The organism is Collinsella sp. AF08-23, from assembly GCF_003479805.1.
GTDB lineage: Bacteria > Actinomycetota > Coriobacteriia > Coriobacteriales > Coriobacteriaceae > Collinsella.
In genome coordinates this window covers 1-22,009 of record NZ_QUHV01000018.1, presented here as the reverse complement: position 1 = coordinate 22,009, position 22,009 = coordinate 1, and the positions used below count along the sequence as shown (strand labels likewise).

The window sequence follows — 22,009 nt, the reverse complement described above, 5'->3', positions numbered from 1 at the left end:
CCCGCCCACCAGCGCTCCGCTGCGCTATAGTGAATCGCTACCATTGCAAGGGGAAGGCTCACCATGTATATATCCGATATCTTCGAAACGGCGCAGCGGCTCCGCAGGCTCCCCGTCTCGTTCGAGATGTTTCCGCCCAAAGGCGAGCTCACGCTCGAGCGAGCTCGAGAAGTCGCCGCCTCCTTCGCGCCCCTGGGGCCCGACTTCATCAGCGTCACCTATTCGGCTGGAGGATCGGGCAACAACGCCGCCACCACGCAGATCGCCCAGATGATCGATACGGAACTCGCTATCCCCTCGGTCGCCCACCTCACCTGCATCTCGCTCAAGCGCGCGGACCTCGCCGCGAAGATCGACGAGATGCGCGCGGCGGGTGTGGAAAACGTGCTCGCGCTGCGCGGGGATGTCCCCGAAGGAGCCCCGACCGGCCCGGGCTGCGCCGATTTCCGCTATGCGAAGGACATCATCCCGCCGCTCGTCGAGGCGGGCTTTTGCGTCGGCGCGGCGGCGTATCCGGAAGGCCACCTGGAATGCGACGACCTCGCGCGCTCCATGCGCCATCTCAAGCAAAAGCAGGATGCGGGAGCGAGCTTCTTCGTGACGCAGCTCTTTTTCGACAACGATTACTTCTATCGCTTCCGCGAGCTTGCGGACTCCGCGGGCATCACCGTCCCCATCACCGCCGGAATCATGCCCTTCATGGGAAAGCAGCAGATCAGCCGCATGGTGTTCATGTGCGGCGCCTCGCTTCCCTCTCCCGTTATCAAACTGCTCGCGCGTTTTGAAGACGATCCGGACAGCCTGCGTGCCGCCGGCATCGAATATGCGTGCCGCCAGCTTGAGGACCTCGCCGACCACGGCGTGGACGGCCTGCACATCTACACCATGAACCGACCGAGCGTCGCCCGTGCCGCTATGAGTGCCCTTCGTCAAGAGACCCGCTAGCCGTGGATACGCAAACCGAGGCCACGTCGTCGAACATGCGCGAGCTCCCCGGCGCGCTTGCGGGGCCGCGCGTCGTCACGCTTGGAGGCACGGAGGATCCCCTCGCGATTGACCGCAATGAAATGCTGCGATATCTGGGGCATACGGGACAGAACATCGAAGACGACCTGGCGTGCAGGATCGAGCGGGTCGCACGCGACGTCGAAGCCCATGGACGGGCGCGAGGCGTCTTCGCGACGTTTCCCGTAGACGCCTCCACCCTTGACGACGAGGGGAAGGCGTGTATTCGCCTCACGGGAACGGTCGCAACCCTCAGGGGGCGTGACATCTACCGCCACCTCAAGGACGCACGCTGGTGCACGGTGCTCGCATGCACGCTCGGCATGGACAACGAGCGGCGCCTGCGCGCGCTCGGCGCACAAAGCCCGTTGGATGCCGCAATCTACGATGCAGCGTCCTCCGCGCTCATCGAGTCCGCCGTCGGACATCTCGACTCCATGGTGCAGGACGCGGCATCCGCCGCCGGCCTTTCATGCAACTGGCGCTTCTCGTGCGGATATGGCGATTGCCCGCTCGAGGCGCAGGGGCGGCTCCTCGCATCCCTTGACGCCACCCGACGCATCGGGCTCACCGTCACACCCACCAACCTCATGGTGCCCAGTAAATCCGTAAGCGCCATGATCGGCGTTTTTGAGGGGCCGCCCCGTGCCGCCGATGCGCCGGCGCGATGCGCCATCTGCCGCATGCGCGCCTCCTGCTCCATGCGCAAACGCGGCACCACCTGTTAGGATGAAAGACCATCCAACGACAAGGAGACTCATGGACACCTTGCTGCACAAAGCCATCAGCGGAGACTGTCACCTGCTATTCGACGGCGGCATGGGAACCATGCTCCAAGCCGCCGGACTAGCTGCCGGAGAACTTCCCGAACTGCTCTGCCTCACGAACCCCGAGCACATCGAGGCCATCCATCGCGCGTACGTCGAGGCAGGCAGCGATGTCATCACCACCAACACCTTTGGGGCGAACCGATTGAAGCTCGATGGCCGTGCCACGGTCGACGAGGTCTACGCTGCCGCCGTTTCGTGCGCTCGTGCTGCCGGCGCTCACCTGGTCGCCGCCGATATCGGTCCGCTCGGCGCGCTCTTGCGCCCTTTGGGCACGCTCAGCTTCGATGAGGCATACGACGCATTCGCCGAGCAGGCTCGAGCTGCTTCGGACGCCGGCGCCGACCTCTTCATCATCGAGACGATGACCGACGTACTCGAGGTCAAGGCCGCCATCCTTGCCTGCCGCGAAAACACCGGGCTTCCCATCTTCGTGACGATGACCTTTGAGGCAGATGGCCGTACGTTCCTGGGCACCTCCCCAGAAGTCGCCGCCGTCACCCTCGATGCCCTTGGGGTCGACGCGCTGGGCATCAACTGCTCCCAAGGGCCGCACGAGCTGCGCGCACTTGCCCAGCGCATGCTCGCCGTCACGGAAAAGCCGCTGATTGTCCAGGCGAATGCGGGTCTTCCCCATGTCGAACACGACTGCACCGTCTTTGACATCGGGCCCGAGGAGTACGCCGCGGCAGTTCGTGGCATGGTGGACGACGGCGTTGGTATTCTCGGAGGATGCTGTGGCACCGATCCCCGTCACATCGCCCTCATCGCCGATGTGCTGCGGGGGCGCACCCCGCGCAAGCGAGAGGTGCCCCAGGCGTTCACCGTCACGAGCGCCCAAGCACTCATCTCGCTTCCCACCGAAAGCCGAGCCATCGCCGTCATCGGCGAACGTATCAATCCCACGGGCAAGAAGCGGCTCAAGGAGGCGCTCCGCACTCGAGATTTCGACTATCTCGTAAGCGAGGGCATCGCGCAGCAGGAGCAGGGGGCCGATATCCTCGACGTCAACGTGGGACTCCCCGATATCGACGAGGTCGATGCCTTACAAGTCGCCGGTGAACGCCTCTCGGGGGCCGTCACACTGCCGCTCCAGTTCGACTCCACCGTCCCCGCCGCGCTCGAGGCCGCCGTCCGGCGGTACCCCGGCAAGCCGATCATCAATTCCGTCAACGGCAAGCAAGAGGTCCTGGACGAGATTTTGCCCATCGCCGCGCGATACGGAGCCAACGTCATCGGTCTTACGCTTGACGAGGCGGGCATCCCCACCACCGCCGAGCAGCGGTTCGAAATCGCCGCGCGCATCGTGGGGGAAGCCGAGCGACACGGCATCCCGCGCTCGCGCCTCCTCATCGACTGCCTCGCCATGACCGTCTCGACCGATCAGCGTCAAGCGCTCGAGACGCTCCGTGCCATCTCGATGGTCAAGGAACGCCTGGGGGTCAAGTGCACGCTCGGCGTGTCGAACGTCAGCTTTGGACTGCCGCAGCGGCCCCTGCTCAACGGCGCGTTCCTCGCCGCCGCCCTCGGAGCCGGACTGGACACCCCGATCCTCAACCCCGGCTCGGATCGCTACATGGACGCCGTGCGCACCTTCCGCGTCCTCAATGGCGAGGATGCCGGCGCACGCGATTACATCGAGCGCTACGCGGGATGGCGCGATCCATACGCGAAGTCCGACGACAAGGCCATCCGTTTGCCGGACGCTACCGCCTCCACACGCGTCGATGGGAATGCGCCGAGCGCGCCTTCCCCGAACTCCGAGCGGTCAATCGGCCATTTCGTGCTCACCGGACGCAAACGCGAGACGGCCGAGCTCACACGCGAACTGCTGAACACTCTCTCCCCGCTCGACCTCATCGATGCTCACCTTATCCCCGCCCTTGACGAAGTTGGGACGCGCTTCGATCGAGGAGAGCTGTTCTTGCCGCAGCTCATGGCCTCGGCGGAAGCGGCGCGTGCGGGCTTTGACGTCATACGGGAGCAGATGCCCGCCAGTAAGGAGCTCGACAAGGGAACGATCTGCGTGGCCACCGTTGAGGGCGATATCCATGACATCGGCAAGAACATCGTCAAAATGCTGCTCGACAACTACGGATACACGGTGATCGACCTCGGACGCGACGTAAAGCCGCAGGCCGTGCTCGATGCGGTGCGCGAACACGACATTAAGCTCGTGGGCCTGTCCGCACTGATGACCACGACCGTCCCCAATATGGCGAAAACCATCGACCTGTTGCACCGCGAGGCCCCAGGAACGCTCGTCATGGTGGGCGGAGCCGTGCTCACGCCCGAATATGCAGAGCAGATCGGCGCCGATTTCTATGCCAAAGACGCCGCGGAGTCCGCACGCATCGCCGCAAAAGTCTTCGGTTAACGCCATCCAGCTTGGAAGTTGAGGTTTTTCGTATCGTTTTCCGGTTTTGCCAAGTAGAGCTCGGTTTTTCCCAACAAACACGCAGGTACATGTTGGGGATTTGGGGCTGCTACTCGACAAAACCCGAAATGAATACGAAAAACCTCAACATCTTTGTCGAATCAACGCCGCAATCGACCTAAGCGGACAAAAGCGCGGACGGGCCGGTCCTAAGACCCCGTCCGCGCTAGACTTCACCTGCGCATCAACCGAGATTACCTCGACGCTTCGCTAGTTCTTGAGCGAATTCATGGGTGCCGGGAAACGGCCGCCGCGATGGGCGAACACCGTGCCGGCATGGCTGTTGACCGGCATGATGGGAGCCCGACCGAACAGGCCGCCGTAATCGACCGACTCGCCGACGCCCTTTCCGATAGCGGGGATGATGCGGACGGCGGTGGTCTTGTTGTTGATGACGCCGATGGCCATCTCGTCAGCGATGATGCCCGCGATGGTCTCGACATCGGTGTCGCCAGGAACGGCGATCATATCGAGGCCCACAGAGCACACGCAAGTCATGGCCTCGAGCTTCTCGAGGGAGAGCGCACCAGCCTCCGCTGCCTCGATCATGCCGGCGTCCTCGGAGACGGGGATGAAGGCACCAGACAGGCCACCCACCGAGGAGCTCGCCATAACGCCGCCTTTCTTAACGCAGTCGTTGAGCAGTGCGAGTGCCGCCGTGGTGCCGGGGCCTCCGCACTGGCCGACACCGATGATCTCGAGGATGCGGGCAACGGAGTCGCCGATGGCGGGTGTGGGGGCAAGCGAGAGGTCGACGATGCCCTTGTCGACGCCCAGACGGCGAGCGGCCTCGCGGCTCATGAGCTCGCCAGCGCGCGTAATCTTAAAGGCGGTCTGCTTGATGCGCTCCGCGACCTGCATCATATCGGCGTCCTCGGGCAGCTCCTCGAGGGCGGCTGCCATGACGCCGGGGCCGGATACGCCCACGTTGATGACGGCGTCAGCTTCGCCGGAACCATGCACGGCACCCGCCATAAAGGGCGAGTCCTCGACCATATTGGCAAAGCAGACGAACTTGGACGCGCCCACGCACTCGCGATCGGCGGTGAGCTTGGCGGCATCGATGATCGTCTGGGCCGCCATGAGCACCGCATCCATATTGATGCCAGCGCGCAGGGTGGCGACGTTCACGCTGGAGCACACGCGGCTCGTCTCAGCAAGCGCACGCGGAATGCAGCTGATGAGACGGCGATCGGCGTTTCCGATGCCCTTGTGGACGAGCGCCGAATAACCGCCGAGGTAATCGATGCCAAGGGATTCGGCGGCGCGGTCGAGGGCATACGCGAGGGGCACAAGATCTTCATCGGGGCACGCCGACGCGATCTGGGCGACCGGGGTCACCGAAACGCGCTTGTTCACGATGGGGATACCGTACTCACGCTCAAGGCTCTCTGCCGTTTCGACAAGATGCTCCGCCGTGCGGGTAACGTGGTCGTACACCTTGGTGCACATGCGATCCAGATTCTCGTCGGCGCAGCCCATGAGCGATATGCCCATGGTGATCGTGCGAATGTCCAAATTGTGCTCTGAGACCATACCGCGTGTCTCGGCGATCTCCTGGGGCGTAATGGACATGGCGGTCTCCTTTGCGGATCGTACGTTCATGTTTTGCGTTCTCTCTATTTTAGCGCGCGCGCTTTCCCACCTGCGCACCGGAACAAGTGGAAACACAAGAAGCAACGAGATTGCCGCGCGCCAAAATCAAAACCGCACACGCGGACCATGTAGTCGGGTATTCTCGCTCGCCTCGAAATCGTATTTTAAATGCTCACCCACGTGGTCTTCATATGCAAACAGCTTGTCGGACGAGGCTGGGTGCGGTATCGTTGACCTGCAAAAACCGCTCCCGCAGAAAGCGAGTAGATACATGGCACTCACCGGCAAGCAGGTCCGTCAGCTTCGCGCCCTCGCCCATCACCTCAACCCCGTCGTCCTCATCGGTAAAGCCGACGTAACCGACGCGATCGCCAAGCAGGCCGAAGAGGCCCTCGAGGCGCACGAGCTCATCAAGTGCGCCGTCCAAGATGGCAGCCTACTCTCCTGCCGCGAGGCGGCCGACCAACTCGCCGAGCGCACGGGCTCCGAAGTCGTCCAGGTGATCGGTCATCGCTTTGCCCTGTACCGCGTCAGCAGCCGCAAGGACATCGAGCACATCACACTCGATTAATTACTCGATTACCTGCTCGATCAACTCAAGGGGCGGCCAGCGGGCCGCCCCTTTTTGCACGAGTTCGCTCTGCAGTGGACCCTGGTGACGCTAAGCCAAGAGTTCCACCTCTCTATCACCGTGAATTATCGCCTCGTACGCCATTTGCGTTTCCCTCTCGGGCAGGGAGTGCAGCTCCTGTTCCAGCACATGTACGTGGCTGTTGTACAGTTCGACCACCTCGCGACGACGCCCGCCCTTGTCGTATATGTGCATCGCGGCACGGATGACGTCCTCCCGCAGCGGGGCTTGGCGCAAAGCAGCATCGATAAGCCATGAGGCGACAGGCAGATCATCCAGCTCCAGTGCCACATGCGCGCCGCGCATCATGCAGTCCACGAACTTGGTTTGGTACAGGCGCCGCTGCCGCACATAGAATGAGGTATCTCCAAAGTTCGGGACGTACAAGGGGCCGGTATAAAGCTCATCCAGCCGCAAACACGCCTCGATGAGCTGCCTGCCCGTCGTCCTCGCGCGGCCGAGAAGAATGTCCCTGGCAAGAGCATCGAAACGCATCGTATCCGAAACCACATACTCCGTGTTGATGGCAACCCCCTCGCCTTGCGTCAGCACATATTGGGGGCCATCGTCACTTTGGCCAAAAGCCGACCGCAACGACGAAAGGCCGGCGTACAGCGTCTCACGCGCATGAAGATAGTCTTTGTCGGGCCACACCTCCTCTCCGATCTCCTTGCGCCCCACAAAGGCCCCCGCAGCCAAGACGAGGCGGGCGGCAATGATGCACGCCCTCCTGCGTCGCCAGATTGCGTCGGTCGCCACATGGCCACCGCGCTCAACTTGGAATCCTCCAAAGAGCCTCACATTCACCTGGCCTAACAGCAGATCCGCATCGTCTGAGCCCTCCCAAGGCGCTTCGCCTTCCCGCGGCGCGGGCTCCGAATCCATTCCGGCGGCCATCGCATAATCGCCGGGGAGCACCCGGGTGATCAGCCCCACCTTATCGCCCAGCACGGCGACCGCCTGACGGGCGAACGCGGTGAAGCCCTTGGTGAGCAGCATCTTCTTGTTCAGCGAGCACCATGCGCTGAGCTCCGACGATCTATGGGCCGCAGCGAGTCTCAACGCAGCCGTCCAAGCCTCGGCCGGTGTCTGCGCCGGTTCTGCAAGATCAAGCAGGTCCGCTTCGCCATCAAGTGCCATACGGGGCGTGTCGGCGAGATGCGCACAGCATTCGAGCATGCGAGCCCATGCCATCACCACACGCTGGTCCTCAGTTGCCAATTTGAGCACCTGATGTGCGCGAAACAGGGCGTTGGAGCATTGCCCGAGAACAAGGGCCTGCCAACCCTCTCCCACCAGGCAGAACAATTGCGTCGCAAAATCCGAGGTGCGAACGGAAAGCGTGCCGGCATCGATGAACGCGCGCTCATCGGCAACGGGAAGACCGGAGAATAATCGGCACGTCGCGGCGACCATGCGAATATGCGTGGCGATGGGCGCTACCTTGCGCTCCAAAAGCCTCGTCGCCATCCTTTGCATGTTCGCATCCATCGCTCGGACATCGCCCATATCCCCACACATCGCATCGACGAGTGCACGATCGCACGCAAGCAGCACCCGAGGAATGGACACTCCTTCGCCGGACAGCTCAGTAAAGCCCTGTATGTGACTTTCGAGCGTGACGTCCCCAGATCCACCGATGAGCTCCGCATATATCCTGGCATGAAGCTCTAGATCTTGGGATGCGACGGTCGCATGCCCCTGCGTGAACGCGGCGTCGATCTCGGGCAGGCCGATGCCCCTACAATCCGGCCACATGTTGCACAAGGCACGTGCTTGCGCCCATGACTCCGGCGCAACCTCCCCTTTGATCTCGTTCCTCCTGCGCCTGAGCTCACTGCCCAATGCACGGGCGAGACGAAATTCCCCGCTCATCAATGCCGAGAGATACAGCGCCAGCACGCCTCCCACTGGCGTCGACGCCGCGGAGACATCCCCCATCGACTCCATCATGTCGCGCACGAACGCCACATTGCCGCTCAACGCAAACGAAGTCGGGTGCTCCGTCAGGACCCCCAGTGCATCCTCGGTATGTTCGAGCATGCCCGCGATGTGCACGGCACGGTCGACGTTGTCCGCCGCCATGAGGATCTTGATGGCACGCACCGCGAAAAGCGGGCGGGCACGCGTCATCTGACGACACAGCTCGCCCATTGCCTTGCTTCCCTGCACCAGACAGCGATACGTCCCCTGCTCAACATCCACTCCGAACAACGGGTATTCGCGCGCGATGCGCGACCAGCTCTGCACGCGCACACGCATGCCGATGCGCTCGAAGTCGCGGAGCGATCCCGCGCCCGTCAATACGAGCAGGCAAGCCGTTCGGTACAGGGAATCCCTTCCGCGACGCATCTCCTCGAGCGCGCCCCGGTACAACGCAGCGGCTGCGCGAGAAAACGCCTCCAAGCTCAGCTGCCGACCGTCGACAATGCCGAGCATCGCGACGAGCGCGGGTATCCCCTGGGTCAAATCGTACACGTCGAGCTCTCCGGAGATTCCGAGCATCCGCGTCCAATCCGAGTATTCGCGCGGACGGACCACGAGGGCCTGAGGCGTGACTTTATAGGCATCGCCCATACCGTTCGCAAATGCGCGATTGCCGGGAAGGCACGCCAGCAAGAATTCGAAGCCCCTCCGATGAAGCGAGCGCATCCTTCCCGCAACTCCTTCGAGTGCCGCGCCGTGGAGCGTTGGAAGGTTGTCGATTGCAACCAGCGGGCGCAAGCGGGCATCAAGATGCATCTCCAACTCTCCCAGCAGCCCATACAGCTCCTCGCCATCCATCCCCGCCGCATCGATCATGCGCGCGACGCCGCGACTGGAGTCCCGTTGGACCTCCGCCACGCGCTGGCAAAGCAGGGTCGTCTTTCCAAACCCGTCGGGCGCTATCACAATGGTCGCACTGACCTCGTTCGCGCGCAGCTTAATGTCCCTCAAGATGCGAGCACGATGGACGGCTCTCCTCAGCGTTGGAACTGACACCCCCTCTTGGGCTCCACCCGTCTCACCCTCTGGTGGCTTCTGCTCGGTTTCGACCAAATCGCACGTCTTTACCTGTGCCATATCCGCTCTCCTTTTTCCGATACCGCTCGTCTACAACGGTACGAAACGTCGATGGCACAACGTCAGGTATATGTCTGATCGCTTGGCATTGCGTCAGATGCGTGTCAGGTTTTCCGCAATTCCAGGCCAACCTCCCGTTCTGCATGAATTGTGGCTATATTTCTATCTTTGCGCATACTTTCTGCATTTCATATCGCTGTAGGCGCACTTTACGTACCCCCTATTCATTTTCGAAGATACCTACAATTCCGTCAGTGTTGAAAGAAGGCGGACAGACGGCAGATTATTGTCGGGTCGCCGTAAGGTTGGAGCATCTCGGCGTATCCCTCATGTGGATAACTCCGCATGCAGCAAAGCCCGCATCGCCATGAACGGCGACGACTCGATGCGCAATGACAGGAAGGGACGCCCCTCGCCGCACTTCTGTAATCCCTATGCGAAAGGCCGAAACGTAAAGCGCAGTTTACGTTTCGCTTTTTTGCGCGGGCATGCTCGTAGCATGAATGAGAGCTCGCTACATACCCTGGGCAGGAACATCTGCGCCATTCGCAAAGATCTCGGCCTGTCAAAGGTCGATTTCAGCTTGCAGCTCGGCATCAGCCGGGTCACGCTCGACCTTATCGAACAGGGACGCGATAACCTCAAGCTCTCGACACTCGACCGACTCGCCTTCGCCCTCGGCAAAGAACCCTGGGAGTTGCTCCGGTAGCCAAACCCTGGTGCAACAAAGCCGCTTCGATCCCGATGGGAAAGTCGCCTACAGGCGTTCCTCCAACACACCTGTGCGATACGCCTCAAGCAGGGCGCGCAGGTCGGCGATCTGTTCGCGAATTTGCACGCCGGTATCGGTGTCGCTCACCATACGACGACGTTCGGCGACATCGAACCGATCGGTCTCGCTCACGATATCGGCGTTACGCGCGAGCACCGCCTCAACGCTCTCGAATGCCTGATGCGCCTTGAGGCGACACCCGCGCGAGCTCGAGATCAGGGTGTACCCCGCAATCCCCGTTTTAGGATGGTATGCGCTGCAAAACCCTCCATCGATCACCAAGAGGCGTCCGTGCGCGCGGATGGGCTGCTCGCCCTCGGAGGTGTGCACGGGCGTATGCCCATTTATGATGTGTCCCGTTCCGGATGCCAAGCCGAACTCCGCCATGATGGCGTCACAGGCGCCCTCGTCGCGCGTCAGCTCAAAATACGGATCCATGGGTTCTTGCCAGCAGGAAGGGTCATCGATATACGTGCGCTCGAACGTCTTGACCAGGCGCCCGCTCGCAGGGGATTTCATGCCAATCCACAGGTACCACATCCAATCCAGGGCATCCTGGTCGTGCGTACGCCATGCGCGACGGGCAATCTCATCGCAGAAGTCCAGGTAGTCACGACCGCTCCGCCACGTGCCCAGGCAGTTCATGCTCGAAAACGTTCCATCCTCGTTCATGGGAACGCACCCGTGGAAGAGCAGGTTGCGATTATGCGCCAGATACATGGATCCGTGGCTGTACAAGATGTTGACGTGGCGATGCAGGTGATCCGCGGTGGTGAACTCCGCCACCAGGCGGTCTACAATGTGCTGCTCGTCCTCGCTCAACTCATAGGGGCGCTCTGGGTCGAACGTGGGGAAATCGCACGTCGCGAGCGCGTAATCCCGACCATCCGCCAGTCGGACCGCACCCGCCTCCAAATCAATGCGCTCCAACAGCAACCGATCGTGCATGTCAAAGCAGGCATGACGCATGATGATCTGGCCTTCGAGCTTGAAAAGCAGGACGTTCACGGCCTTCATGAGTGGCGTGAGCGTCGTCGCCAATCCCGACACGCCCTCGGGAACCGGACGGTACGTACGCTCCGCGAACGCGACGAGCTCGCGCAGGGAGATGCCGTAATCGTTCTCGAGAATCTCGTAGTTCCCATAGCGCAGGTTATTCCTCAGCACCGTGACGATGCAGGCGGGCTGGCCCGCTGCGGCACCCATCCATAGCAGGTCGTGGTTACCCCATTGGATGTCGAAGGAGTGGTAGCTCGAAAGCCGGTCCATGATCTTCGAGGCCCCGCCGCCGCGGTCAAAGATGTCGCCCACCAGATGCAGATGATCGATAACCAGGCGCTTGATCAGGTCGGAAAGCGAGCAGATAAAGTCCTCACCCGCATCGGTCTCGAAGATCGAATCGATGATGCGCTCGTGATAGCGGACGCGGTAGTTGTTCTCGTCCGGGTGCGTGTGCAGCAGCTCGTCGATGATGTAGGCGTAATCGTGGGGAATAGCCTTGCGCACCTTGGAGCGCGTGTATCGGCTGGAAAGCGAACGCGTCACCACCAGCAGCCGATCGAGCGTGGTCTTGTACCAGCTCGGCGAATCGAGGTGCATATGGTGCGCAAGCTCGAGCTTCTCGTGCGGATAGTAAATGAGCGTGCAGAGGTCCGCCTTCTCCTCCTCGGCGAGCGTGTCGCCGAAGATGTCGTCAACGTGCTCCCGTACCACGCCCGAGCAGTTGTTCAGGATGTGCAGGAACGCCTCGTACTCGCCGTGCAGGTCGCTCATGAAATGCTCGGTGCCCTTGGGCAGGTTGAGGATTGCCTGCAGGTTGATGATCTCAGTGAAGACGGACTGCTGCGTGGGGAATTGCTGGGAAAGAAGACGCAAGTACTTGAGGGATTGGTCGGTCCGACCGAACGAATTCACGGTTATTCCTTCCCGCTGGCTGGCAGAGCGTTCACGCCCAGCTTAGCACGGGACGCCGCGGATTCACGATTTGTCGACGTTGCGAGCGAGCTTCTCGGCCACGCGGTCCACGCCCTCGCAGGCGGGGCAAGCCGCGTGCCCAGACGAGGAGCAGCTGGAGCATGACCCGCTGCACGATCCCGCGCTCGCGCAATCAGCGCACGTCCCCTTTTTGCGAATACGACGCACGACCGCGATGAACGCCACCGCGACCAACGTGAGAATCACAAAGTCGATAGCCGACATACAACTCCTTTTTCTAAAGACAAACCCATCATGCCCGAAATCGGACGTTTTTGTAACGAAATCCGAAGGCTCCTACGTACAGGCCCATTTTGCGCACTTGCCAACTGGGGTTTTGTTGGCAAAAACAGGGGTCTACTCGAGCTGTCAAAAAACTCGTTACAAAAACGCCGTATTTGCGGCAAGCGGATGCCCGAGCATGCAAGCATGTCCGTCGAGCACCGCGTCGAAACGAGCCGCGAGCCCGCACAGGCAGCCGGATTGCATCCCAACCATCACGGTGGATAGCTGCACATTCGACCCAGCTGCCAAAAAGGGGCTAAGCCTTTGTGGCGCAGGCGCATCCTATGCCCGCGTCATCCCACGCATACGAGGGCATGGGGCGCACGAGCTGGAACACAATCGCCACAGCGAATGCGACGGCGACGATGGTCCACACGCCGACCACGCCGGTCGCCGCTAGGTAGAACTGGTTGATCATGAGGCCGACCACCCAGGCGAAGCCGCACTCATACCCGAGTGCGATGGCGGTCCACTTTGCGGAGTTCATCTGGGCACGGATGGTACCCATGGCGGCAAAGCACGGAGCGCACAGCAGGTTGAACGCGCCGAACGCGGCAATGGCGCCCGCGCTGGGGAAGAGCGCCGCGAACGCGGACCACAGGCTCGGGTCGGTCTCGGTGGCGTCGGTCAGGTGCAGCAGCGACGCGGCGGTGGCCATGACGTTCTCCTTGGCAACGAGACCCGTGACGGACATTGCCGTGGCCTGCCAGGTATCGAAGCCGAGCGGGGCGAAGATCCAGCTCACCGCACCCGCAACCATGGCGAACAGTGAGTGGTCCGTGAACTCCTCGGGGATTCCCGCCATGGCGGGCAGGTAGCCGAAGGCGCCGTCGAACAAGCCGAAGTTGGACAGGAACCACACCACGATGGTGGAGGCGAAGATGATCGTGAAGGCCTTCTTGACGTAGGCGCTCACGCGCTCCCACACATGCAAAGCCCAGCTGCGCGCACTCGGCATGTGGTAGCTCGGCAGCTCCATGACGAAGGGCGTGGGACGACCGGCGAACAGACGCGTCTTCTTGAGCATGATGCCGGAGACGATGACCGCTACAACACCGAGGAAGTAGAAGAGCGGCGCGATCCACGTGGACTCGGCGTCGCCGATGAGCGCGCCCATGACGAGCGCAATCACGGGCAGCTTGGCGCCGCACGGGATGAACGTCGTGGTCATGACCGTCATGCGGCGGTCCTTCTCGTTCTCGATCGTCTTGGTGGCGAGCACGCCGGGCACGCCACAGCCGGTGGACACCAGCATGGGGATGAACGACTTACCCGAGAGGCCGAAACGGCGGAACACGCGGTCCATCACGAACGCGACGCGAGCCATGTAGCCGCAGTCCTCGAGGAAGGACAGGAGCACGAACAGGACGAACATCTGCGGGATGAAGCCGAGCACGGCGCCCACGCCGGCCACGATGCCGTCGCAAACCAGGGAGATGACCATGTCGGATGCGCCGGCGGCCGTGAGCCAGCCCTCGAACAGGGCGGGCACGCTCGGCATAGCGGCACCGAGCAGCTCCCAACCATCGCCGAAGAGGCTGTCGTTCACCCAGTCGGTCATGGCGGTGCCGAACGTGGAAATTGCCAGGTAATACACGCCGAACATGATCAGGGCGAAGATGGGCAGGCCGAGCCAGCGATTCGTGACGATGCGGTCGATCTTCTCCGAAGTACTCATGCGTGCCGGCGCGCGATGCAGGCACGCATCCACGATATGCGCGATCACGGCGTAGCGCTCGCCGGTGATGATGGACTCGGCGTCATCGTCGCAGTCGCGCTCGCACGCGGCCACAAGCTCCTCGATCCGCTTGACGGACGCCTGCGGCAGGGAGAGCTCCGCCAAGATCTCGGCGTCGCGCTCGAACAACTTGACCGCGTAGTAGCGGCGCTTGCCAACCTCGACCGACGCGGGAATCTGCGCCTCAATCCGCTCGAGAACGCCCTCGATCGCGGCGTCGAAGGCATGTCGGCATGCGGTGGCCTCCGACGTCCCGCATCTCGCCGTGACGGCCTTGCGGGCGGCGGCGATGAGCTCGTCCACCCCCCTGTTCTTGAGTGCGGAGATCATGACGACCGGGCAACCCAGGCTCTTCTCGAGGGCGGAGACATCGATCCGGTCACCGCTCTTCTCCACGAGGTCAGCCATATTGAGGGCCACGACCACGGGAAGCCCCGTCTCGATGACCTGGAGCGCGAGATACAGGTTTCGTTCAAGGTTCGTCGCGTCAATCACCTGGATGACCGCGTCGGGCTCGCCGCTCATAAGGTAATCGCGGCTCACACGCTCCTCAGGGCTATACGGGAACAGCGAGTAGATGCCGGGGAGGTCGGTGATGATCACACCCTTGTCGCGGGACAGGGGTGCTTCCTTCTTCTCAACCGTGACACCCGGCCAGTTGCCCACGTACCCGTTGGCACCGGTGATGAGGTTGAACAGAGTGGTCTTGCCGCAGTTGGGGTTGCCGGCAAGCGCGATATGCAGTGTTGGATTCGCCATGCGATCCTTCTTCTCTCTTGGCTTTGAAACGTATTCGTTGCTGAGTTCGCCTAAGCGAGGGCGGAGGTGTTTTTCCGGCGTGCCGCTCAGCTGCGGCTCGAAGTGCCTTCTGGAATCGCTTCCTCTTCCGTCTCACTTGTTAGATAAAGCTAACTCTACCGATAGAACCATGCGCATCTGGCGCATTAGGCGACCTCAACGATCGCGGCCTCCTCCTTGCGGATGGACAGCTCATAGCCGCGCACGGTGATCTCCACCGGATCGCCCAGCGGAGCGACCTTCACGACCTTGAACGGCGTGCCCTTGATGAGCCCCAGGTCCATAAGGTGACGGCGAAGGGCACCGTCGCCGTGGAGCTTAACCACTGTGGCACTATCCCCCACCTCTACTTCTGCCAGCGTTTTCATACTTCCCCCTTTCTGCAGATCTTGAACATCCCGGGCGTAGGCGGTCTCGTCATACCGATCGAACGCACAGAGGTCTCGGGCGTACCGGTGAGCACAGACGCACCGGTGTGCCCGACTCCGTTGCACGATGCAAGCCTCACACGCGCGGCTAGGCCGCCATGATGTGCTGCGCAACCTTGGCGTCAATGCCAAACCGTGCCCCCTTAACGAGGACGATGATGTTCGACCCCGATGATGAGACGACATGCACCTCGGCTCCATCGACGAAGCCGATCTCCTGCAGGTGGCGCTTCATGTCCTCGTTGCCGCGAACCCGGCATACAGTGACCGTCTCACCAGCTCGTACCAGCGACAACGGCAAAGTCTGACCAATCTTCTGCATGACGAAGCACCTCCATTGGAATGTTCACCTAAGTAAACTAACACAACGGAAGCACATTGGCACTAGAAAGTTTGCCATCTGTTACATTTTTGAAATACCTCACTCTTTTGAGGCGTTCAACTGCTCATGCGTCACTTCACACCAGTGCTGCAGGTTGCATCGGAATAACACGCAATCACTTCTCGCGGGCGTTGACGGGCGCGGCACAACGGACCCACATGCCACTTCTCGCCAGAAGTTGAGGTTTTTCGTATTACTTTTGCGAATTGGCACGTACACCCTCATTTGAGTCGATAAAACCGCAGGTCGCGTTGGGACATAATCGATCGCTACTCAGAAGTATGCAAAAACAGTACGAAAAACCTCAACATCATGTGCCAAGCGTGAACAAAAGAGAGGAAAGGAGGGGGCTATCGACCGAGCAGTCCCATAATCCGGCGCTTATGGACGAGGAACGTCTCGCTCACGGCGAATTCGGCGCGGGCGGAGCGGGGACAAGCGATGAGCTCCTCCCCCACGATGGTGGTGGGCACTCCCGCCTGGGGGTTTCCGCGCATCACGTAAATGTGATCTGCCAGCATGATCGCCTCATCGATGTCGTGCGTCACGATAAGAGAAGTCGTGCCCATGCGCTCGGCGACGTCGAGGAACCACGTGTGCATGTCCGCCTTCGTGAAGGCGTCAAGTGCCGAGAACGGCTCGTCGAGCAGCATGAAATCGCGTGAATACTGGTAGGCGCGTAGCAGGGCGGCACGCTGGCGCATCCCGCCCGAGAGCTCACTGGGCCAGCGCATCTGCGTACCTTCAAGCCCAAACGTCTCAAAGAGTCCCGCGACCTGGACACGTGCCTCATCGCGAGGGACACCACGCAGCACCAACGGCAGCGAAACGTTGTCGATAATGCGCTTGTGCTGCAGAAGTAGGTCTTTCTGCAGCATATAGGATAGGTGCCCTGGGCTCCCCGTGATGTCCTCGCCATCGAGCAAGACCCGCCCCGATTGTGGAGAAGAAAGCCCTGCCACCACGTTGAACAGCGTAGTCTTGCCACACCCGGAAGGGCCGAGTAGGCAGGCGATCTGCCCAGATTCGACCGTCATCGAGATGCCCTCAAGGATATCGACACCGTCGAAACCCTTTGACACCCCCTGTATTTCCAAGTGCGCCACTTTAAAATTCACTCCCTCTGAGCAAAGCGCGGCTTTGGGGGGCAGTTTTTCGCTGTTTTTCGAGTATCCTGCATCGTTTGCAGAAGAAACCGCAGGTAACGAATACCAGTAAACCTTCCCCAAAAGCCGCTCTTTGATCTCATGCCCTATCGAAATGCAAGCATCCGCCGATACCGCCGCGCTACGACAAGAACTGGTCTGTCATGCCGGCACCAGGCTCAATCGCATCGGCGAAGCCCTGGTCGCCCACCCACTCGAAGAACGCATCCCAGCGGTCCTGGTCAATCACGCCCCAAGCCTCTGCATCGGCCTGATACTGCTCGGCCAGGTACGTCTGGCTCGCAACGACCAACTCCTTCTCAAGCTCCGGAGCAGCCTTCAGCAGGATCTCGGCCGCACCCTCGGGATCGGCGATGCAGTCCTCGTACCCACGGCGGGTCGCATCGACAAAGGCCTGCACCATATCTGCATCCTGCTTGATGACATCATCGTTGGCAATGATCACCGGCGTGTAGTAATCGAATACCGAGTCGATGTCGGCGAAGGCGAAGTAGTTGGTATCGAGGCCCGCGAGCTTGCACTTCTCGCCCGCCCAGGCCCAGTAAATCCAAATCGAGTCAACCTGATCGGTGGAAAGCGCGGTGACCTCGTCGGTCACCGTGGAGGGAATCATCTCGACCTGGCTGAAATCTCCGCCGTCCGTCTCGACGCAGCGCTCGATCACGCCCTGCTCGATGGGCATCTCCCACGTGGCATACGTGTGACCCGCCATCTTGGCGGGGCTCGTGATGCCCTTGTCCTTCATGCTGATGATGCCCGAGGTGTTGTGCTGGATGATCGCGGCGATGGCCGTCACCGGCAGCTTGTCATCGCCGGAAACGTAGGCTGCCATGGTGTCCTGGAAGCTCACACCAAACTCGGCGTCGCCTGCGGCCACGAGCGCATCGGCACCGTTCTCGGGGGCCTGCACGATCTCGACCTCGAGGCCCGCCTCTTTGTAGTAGCCGCGCTCCGCGGCAACGTACACGCCCGTGTGGTTCGTGTTGGGCGTCCAGTCCAGGGCAAAGGTCACCTTGCGAAGGCCGGAGCCCTCTCCCGACGAGGAACCGGATCCTTGGGAGCTACCACCGCCGCAGCCCGCAAGCGCCAAAACGCCGGCAGTGCCTAGAGCCGCAGCACCGGCGCCCAACGCCGCCCTGCGTGAAACAATCAGGCTGTTTTCATCTGTAAACATGGAAAACCTCTTTCTGAAAAATCATTGCGATATGGTGTCGATCAGCAAATGGGTAGGAATGACGAAAAATCGCTTCAAAACGAGGGGTATTATCGACATTTCTACCCCTCTCGTCCACGACGGCAGACACGCCACGGCGGCGGGTCCCTTACGGCTCACGCGACTGGCGCTCCCAGGGCATGAGCGCGCGGCGAAGCGCATCCACTATCCACATGAGCGCCAAGCTCAGACCGGAAATCAAAAAGATCACCGCGAACATCTTGTCGAACGAATACGCCTTGCGCACCCGCGTCATGTACACGCCCAGACCCGAAAAACCGCCGAGCCACTCGGCAATCACGGCGCCCACGATGGCATACGCCGCCGAGATCTTGAGGCCGCTAAAGAGCTGCGGCAGGGCGGCGGGCAGCTTGACGTGGTGCAGGATCTGCAGGCGCGAGGCGCCCATGGCACGCATGAGGTCGATCTCGTCCGGGTCGACGGAGCGCAACCCCTCCAGCAATCCCACCGTGATGGGAAAGAACGTGGCGACCACGATGAGCACCACCTTGGGCAACATCCCGTAGCCAAACCACAGCACCAACAGCGGTGCGATGGCGACGGTCGGGATGGTCTGAGTGAGCACCACAATGGGGTAGAACGCGCGGTACAGCAGATCGAAGCGATCCATCGCAAGCGCGGCGACAAAGCCGAGCGCGACGCCGGTGGCCAAGCCCATGCCCGCCTCGGCAAGCGAGGTCGCGGCGTGACCCGCGAGCAAGGGCCAGTCATCTACGAGCGCCCGCACCACGCGCACCGGACTCGGCAGCATGAACGGAGGCACCAGGCCTGTCGAGCATGCGAGCTGCCACAGCCCAAGCAGCGCAACGATGGTCAACGGTGCCACAAGCTTCGTGAGCATCGCAGACCGCGTCCGGGACCCCGCCTTGCATTCCAGATGCGCACCATCAGCGACATGAACCTTGTTCATATCCGCACTTCGTGTCGCCGGTGATGCGGAGCCATCGCGAACGTCGGTACCCCCGCACGCCTTGGTGCTCGATGTGCCCGCGTCCTTACGCATCGTTCTCGTGGTACTTGGAAATCTTCTCCTCGGTGGTGAGGACGCCCTCCTCGGGTGCGAAGAAAATCTTGACGTAGGTGGCGACCTCGGGCGCGCCCGCCTCGACGCAGATGCGGTTCACGCCCGCGACGACCTCCATGCACAGGTCGTAGTCGCCCTGAATGGTGGTCTCAAAGGGTCCCACATATGCGTCGGGGAACTTGGTCTGAATGTAGGCGATTGCCTCGTCGACGATGCGACACACCTCGTCGTTGCCGCCCACGCGCTGGGGCAGGACCTGGATCGCGACGCTTGCCTCCATAGGCCTTCCTTTCCGGGGTCACAAAAAAGCGGGCCCCTCATCTCCGTAGGGGCCCGCTCGCATCTGTTCACTCGGAGCAAGGCTGCTCAATCCCTACGCCGGCATTACCCGGATCAGGTTGTGGGTCGAAGCGGTGCGGGAAAGGCGACGACGCTGCATATCGCCGATGGACGCGCGGCACCCCGCGATTGACGGGCGAGCGCATCCGCTCCCACGGGCTTCCTCTCAGCCGGCCTCCGCCAGCTCCCCGTTGGTACACAGGTGAGTATAGGACAACAAGGCGCTGAGGGACAGCCAGGACGCGCAATTGAAGACCGCCCTCGCTCGCATATCTCGCCGGCTCGTGCCGAGAGTGGCCTTCAGCTACGAAATCGAGACGATTTCGCGACCGAAGGCCGCATTCGATTGAAGACAGGAAAGACCTCGGAAACCCGGGAGCCCTTTCGGGCAGAAATGGCGACGATGCGCCGCGGCGTGATGAAAACGCTATAGATGCGAGGTGATGATCGTCATGTCGCCCGTGAGCACCAGCTCATCGCAGGCGGAAAGTGCCAGCAGGTGACTACCCTTGACGACTGGCTCGCCATTGATCGAGCCGTCGCCCTCGATGACGCTCACGCAGGTGAAGGGGAAGGGCGTCGCGAACTTCAGCTCACCGTCGACGTGCAGGCGCTCTACGGTGTAGCAGTCGTTGGACACGAGCACCGTTACGCCGTCGACCTCGGGCGCGGTGATCTCGCCGGACTCGGGCGCATCCATGGCGTAGTCGATGACGTCGAGGGACTGCTCGAGGTGCAGAGGACGCAGTTTGCCGTCGTCGCCAGGGCGATCGTAGTCGTACACGCGGTAGGTCACGTCGCTCGACTGCTGCGTCTCGAGGATCACCGTGCCGCCCTTGATGGCGTGCACGCAACCGGGGTCGATCTGGAAGAAGTCGCCGGCGTGGATCGGAATCACGTTGAGCAGCTCATCCCAGCGGCCCTCTTCGACCATCTGGGCGAACTCCTCGCGCGAGCGCGCGTTCTGACCGACGACGATGGTGCCGCCTTCGTCGGCGGACAGGACGTACCAGCACTCCTTCTTGCCGAGGCTGCCATTCTCGTGCTCGCCGGCGTACGCGTCGTCGGGATGCACCTGGATGGACAGGTCGGCGGCGGCGTCGATGATCTTCACGAGCAGCGGAAACACGTCGCCCTCGCAGTTGCCGAACAGCTCGCGGTGGTTGGCCCACAGCCAGGAGAGGGTCTTGCCGGCGGACTCGCCCGTGGCGATGACGTCATCGCCGTTGGGATGCGCGGAGATGGCCCAGCACTCGCCCACGGGGCCATCCGGGATGTCATACCCAAAATCGCTCGCCATGCGGCGTCCGCCCCAGATCTTGCCCTTGAAATCGGGCACGAGCTTGATGATCGAATCCATCGCCTACATCCTCTCCTGCGAATCGACATTCGGATCGAAGGCACGCACGCCCGATCCGACCTCTATTGTACTCACGCCCCACTACGTACGCTGAGAGAATCGACGGCACAGCGCCGCGGGGCCTCCGCACGCACCCCCCCCAGCGTCACAGGATGGCGGAATCGCGCGAAGCGATGGGGCGCACGCGGCCGATAGGGTCCCGTAGGCCAGGCACCCCCATCATGATGAACCCACGCTTCTCTCGCGTACGTTTTATGTATACCTATTCGGTAGGTATTGATTGATGCCCTGCGGGAACCATGTGAATACGGGCGCGCGAAGGCGCCCACCATCCGAAAGGAGCTCGCATGCCCCGTATCCTCATGATCGTCGGTTCGCTGCGCAAGCAGTCGTTTAACCATCAACTCGCACGTGAGATCGAACGCATTATCGGCGATCGCGCCGAGGTCACTTTCCTCGATTGGGGCGATGTGCCCCTCATGAACCAGGACATCGAGTGGCCAGCCCCGGAGGCGGTGCAACGCGTTCGCGACGCCGTACTCGCCGCCGACGGCCTGTGGTTCTTCTCGCCCGAATACAACTACCAGATTCCGGGAGGGCTCAAGAACCTCCTCGACTGGCTCTCGCGCCCCCTCGACGAGCATGACCGCACCAGCCCGTCCGCCATCAAGGGCAAGCGCGCTGCCATCAGCGGCGTTGGCGGACGAAACGCCACCGCCGGCATGCGCAAGGATCTAGAACGGCTGTTCAGCGCCATGGGTGTTCAAATCATCGGCGGGCCGAGTCTGGGAATCTCCCTCACGCCCGAAGAGTGGAGCAGCGATGTCCTGACGCCGGAACCAGGGACTCTCGGTGCCCTTGGGGCGGCCGTGGACGACTACCTGGCAGCGCTCGAGCGCTAATGCAACAAAAGCGCGTTTTACGGGGGCGCCGCGCGGCCATCTAACTGG

The 22,009-nt window shown here is 61.8% G+C and carries 18 protein-coding genes and 1 riboswitch; of the genes, 6 read left to right on the top strand and 12 right to left on the bottom strand.

Annotation, left to right across the window (positions count from 1 at the left end; genetic code table 11):
• Positions 1-63 precede the first annotated feature (63 nt).
• Genes DWV48_RS08815 through DWV48_RS08805 form a run of 3 tightly spaced genes read left to right on the top strand, consistent with a single transcriptional unit; the run spans position 64 to position 4,209 of the window.
• Positions 64-945 (top strand): methylenetetrahydrofolate reductase, encoded by an 882-nt coding sequence (locus tag DWV48_RS08815; RefSeq protein WP_118654426.1) that lies wholly within the window; start codon positions 64-66, stop codon positions 943-945.
• A 2-nt stretch (positions 946-947) separates the two neighbouring features.
• On the top strand, positions 948-1,733 hold the full coding sequence (locus DWV48_RS08810; protein WP_233546252.1) for a vitamin B12 dependent-methionine synthase activation domain-containing protein: 786 nt from the start codon (positions 948-950) through the stop codon (positions 1,731-1,733).
• Positions 1,734-1,764: 31 nt separating this feature from the next.
• Complete coding sequence (locus DWV48_RS08805) at positions 1,765-4,209, top strand: homocysteine S-methyltransferase family protein (RefSeq protein ID WP_118654425.1); 2,445 nt, start codon at positions 1,765-1,767, stop codon at positions 4,207-4,209.
• A gap of 270 nt (positions 4,210-4,479) precedes the next feature.
• Here the strand turns inward: DWV48_RS08805 and DWV48_RS08800 are convergent, their stop codons facing one another.
• Complete coding sequence (locus DWV48_RS08800; protein WP_118654424.1) at positions 4,480-5,844, bottom strand: PFL family protein; 1,365 nt, start codon at positions 5,842-5,844, stop codon at positions 4,480-4,482.
• Positions 5,845-6,136: 292 nt separating this feature from the next.
• Between DWV48_RS08800 and yhbY the strand changes: the two genes are divergently transcribed.
• The gene (gene yhbY, locus DWV48_RS08795; protein ID WP_118654423.1) at positions 6,137-6,436 is read left to right on the top strand and encodes a ribosome assembly RNA-binding protein YhbY; all 300 of its coding nucleotides are present in this window, start codon (positions 6,137-6,139) and stop codon (positions 6,434-6,436) included.
• A gap of 90 nt (positions 6,437-6,526) precedes the next feature.
• Here yhbY and DWV48_RS08790 read toward each other — a convergent pair whose 3' ends face one another.
• Entirely contained in the window at positions 6,527-9,559 is a 3,033-nt protein-coding gene (locus DWV48_RS08790; RefSeq protein WP_118654422.1) for a BTAD domain-containing putative transcriptional regulator, read from the bottom strand.
• A gap of 499 nt (positions 9,560-10,058) precedes the next feature.
• On the opposite strand from DWV48_RS08790, the gene DWV48_RS08785 reads away from it, so the two are divergent.
• Complete coding sequence (locus DWV48_RS08785; RefSeq protein WP_118654430.1) at positions 10,059-10,268, top strand: helix-turn-helix domain-containing protein; 210 nt, start codon at positions 10,059-10,061, stop codon at positions 10,266-10,268.
• A gap of 48 nt (positions 10,269-10,316) precedes the next feature.
• On the opposite strand, the gene DWV48_RS08780 is transcribed toward DWV48_RS08785, so the two are convergent.
• From DWV48_RS08780 to DWV48_RS08735, 10 genes are all read right to left on the bottom strand, one after another.
• Positions 10,317-12,245 (bottom strand): fructose-1,6-bisphosphatase, encoded by a 1,929-nt coding sequence (locus DWV48_RS08780; protein ID WP_118654421.1) that lies wholly within the window; start codon positions 12,243-12,245, stop codon positions 10,317-10,319.
• Positions 12,246-12,308: 63 nt separating this feature from the next.
• On the bottom strand, positions 12,309-12,530 hold the full coding sequence (locus DWV48_RS08775; protein WP_118654420.1) for a hypothetical protein: 222 nt from the start codon (positions 12,528-12,530) through the stop codon (positions 12,309-12,311).
• A gap of 316 nt (positions 12,531-12,846) precedes the next feature.
• A complete protein-coding gene (feoB, locus tag DWV48_RS08770; protein ID WP_118654419.1) occupies positions 12,847-15,087 on the bottom strand; it encodes a ferrous iron transport protein B in 2,241 nt (746 codons plus the stop codon).
• A 185-nt stretch (positions 15,088-15,272) separates the two neighbouring features.
• Complete coding sequence (locus DWV48_RS08765) at positions 15,273-15,494, bottom strand: FeoA family protein (RefSeq protein WP_118654418.1); 222 nt, start codon at positions 15,492-15,494, stop codon at positions 15,273-15,275.
• 148 nt (positions 15,495-15,642) lie between these two features.
• Positions 15,643-15,876, bottom strand: coding sequence for a FeoA family protein (locus tag DWV48_RS08760; protein ID WP_118654417.1), 234 nt, complete (start codon positions 15,874-15,876; stop codon positions 15,643-15,645).
• A gap of 410 nt (positions 15,877-16,286) precedes the next feature.
• Positions 16,287-17,018: an ABC transporter ATP-binding protein gene (locus DWV48_RS08755; RefSeq protein ID WP_233546251.1), complete on the bottom strand. Its 732-nt coding sequence runs from the start codon at positions 17,016-17,018 to the stop codon at positions 16,287-16,289.
• A 205-nt stretch (positions 17,019-17,223) separates the two neighbouring features.
• On the bottom strand, positions 17,224-18,276 hold the full coding sequence (locus tag DWV48_RS08750; protein ID WP_118654415.1) for an ABC transporter substrate-binding protein: 1,053 nt from the start codon (positions 18,274-18,276) through the stop codon (positions 17,224-17,226).
• A gap of 148 nt (positions 18,277-18,424) precedes the next feature.
• On the bottom strand, positions 18,425-19,177 hold the full coding sequence (locus tag DWV48_RS08745) for an ABC transporter permease (protein ID WP_118654429.1): 753 nt from the start codon (positions 19,175-19,177) through the stop codon (positions 18,425-18,427).
• Positions 19,178-19,331: 154 nt separating this feature from the next.
• Positions 19,332-19,640 carry a thiamine-binding protein gene (locus tag DWV48_RS08740; RefSeq protein ID WP_118654414.1) on the bottom strand — a complete coding sequence of 103 codons (309 nt, stop codon included), beginning with the start codon at positions 19,638-19,640 and terminating at the stop codon, positions 19,332-19,334.
• Between the two features lie 73 nt (positions 19,641-19,713).
• Positions 19,714-19,900: riboswitch (TPP riboswitch) on the bottom strand.
• 226 nt (positions 19,901-20,126) lie between these two features.
• Positions 20,127-21,059, bottom strand: a complete 933-nt coding sequence (locus DWV48_RS08735; RefSeq protein ID WP_118654413.1) for a type I phosphomannose isomerase catalytic subunit — start codon at positions 21,057-21,059, stop codon at positions 20,127-20,129.
• Between the two features lie 347 nt (positions 21,060-21,406).
• Here DWV48_RS08735 and DWV48_RS08730 point away from each other — a divergent pair, with 347 nt between their 5' ends.
• The gene (locus DWV48_RS08730; RefSeq protein ID WP_118654412.1) at positions 21,407-21,961 is read left to right on the top strand and encodes an NADPH-dependent FMN reductase; all 555 of its coding nucleotides are present in this window, start codon (positions 21,407-21,409) and stop codon (positions 21,959-21,961) included.
• The last annotated feature ends 48 nt before the right edge of the window (positions 21,962-22,009 follow it).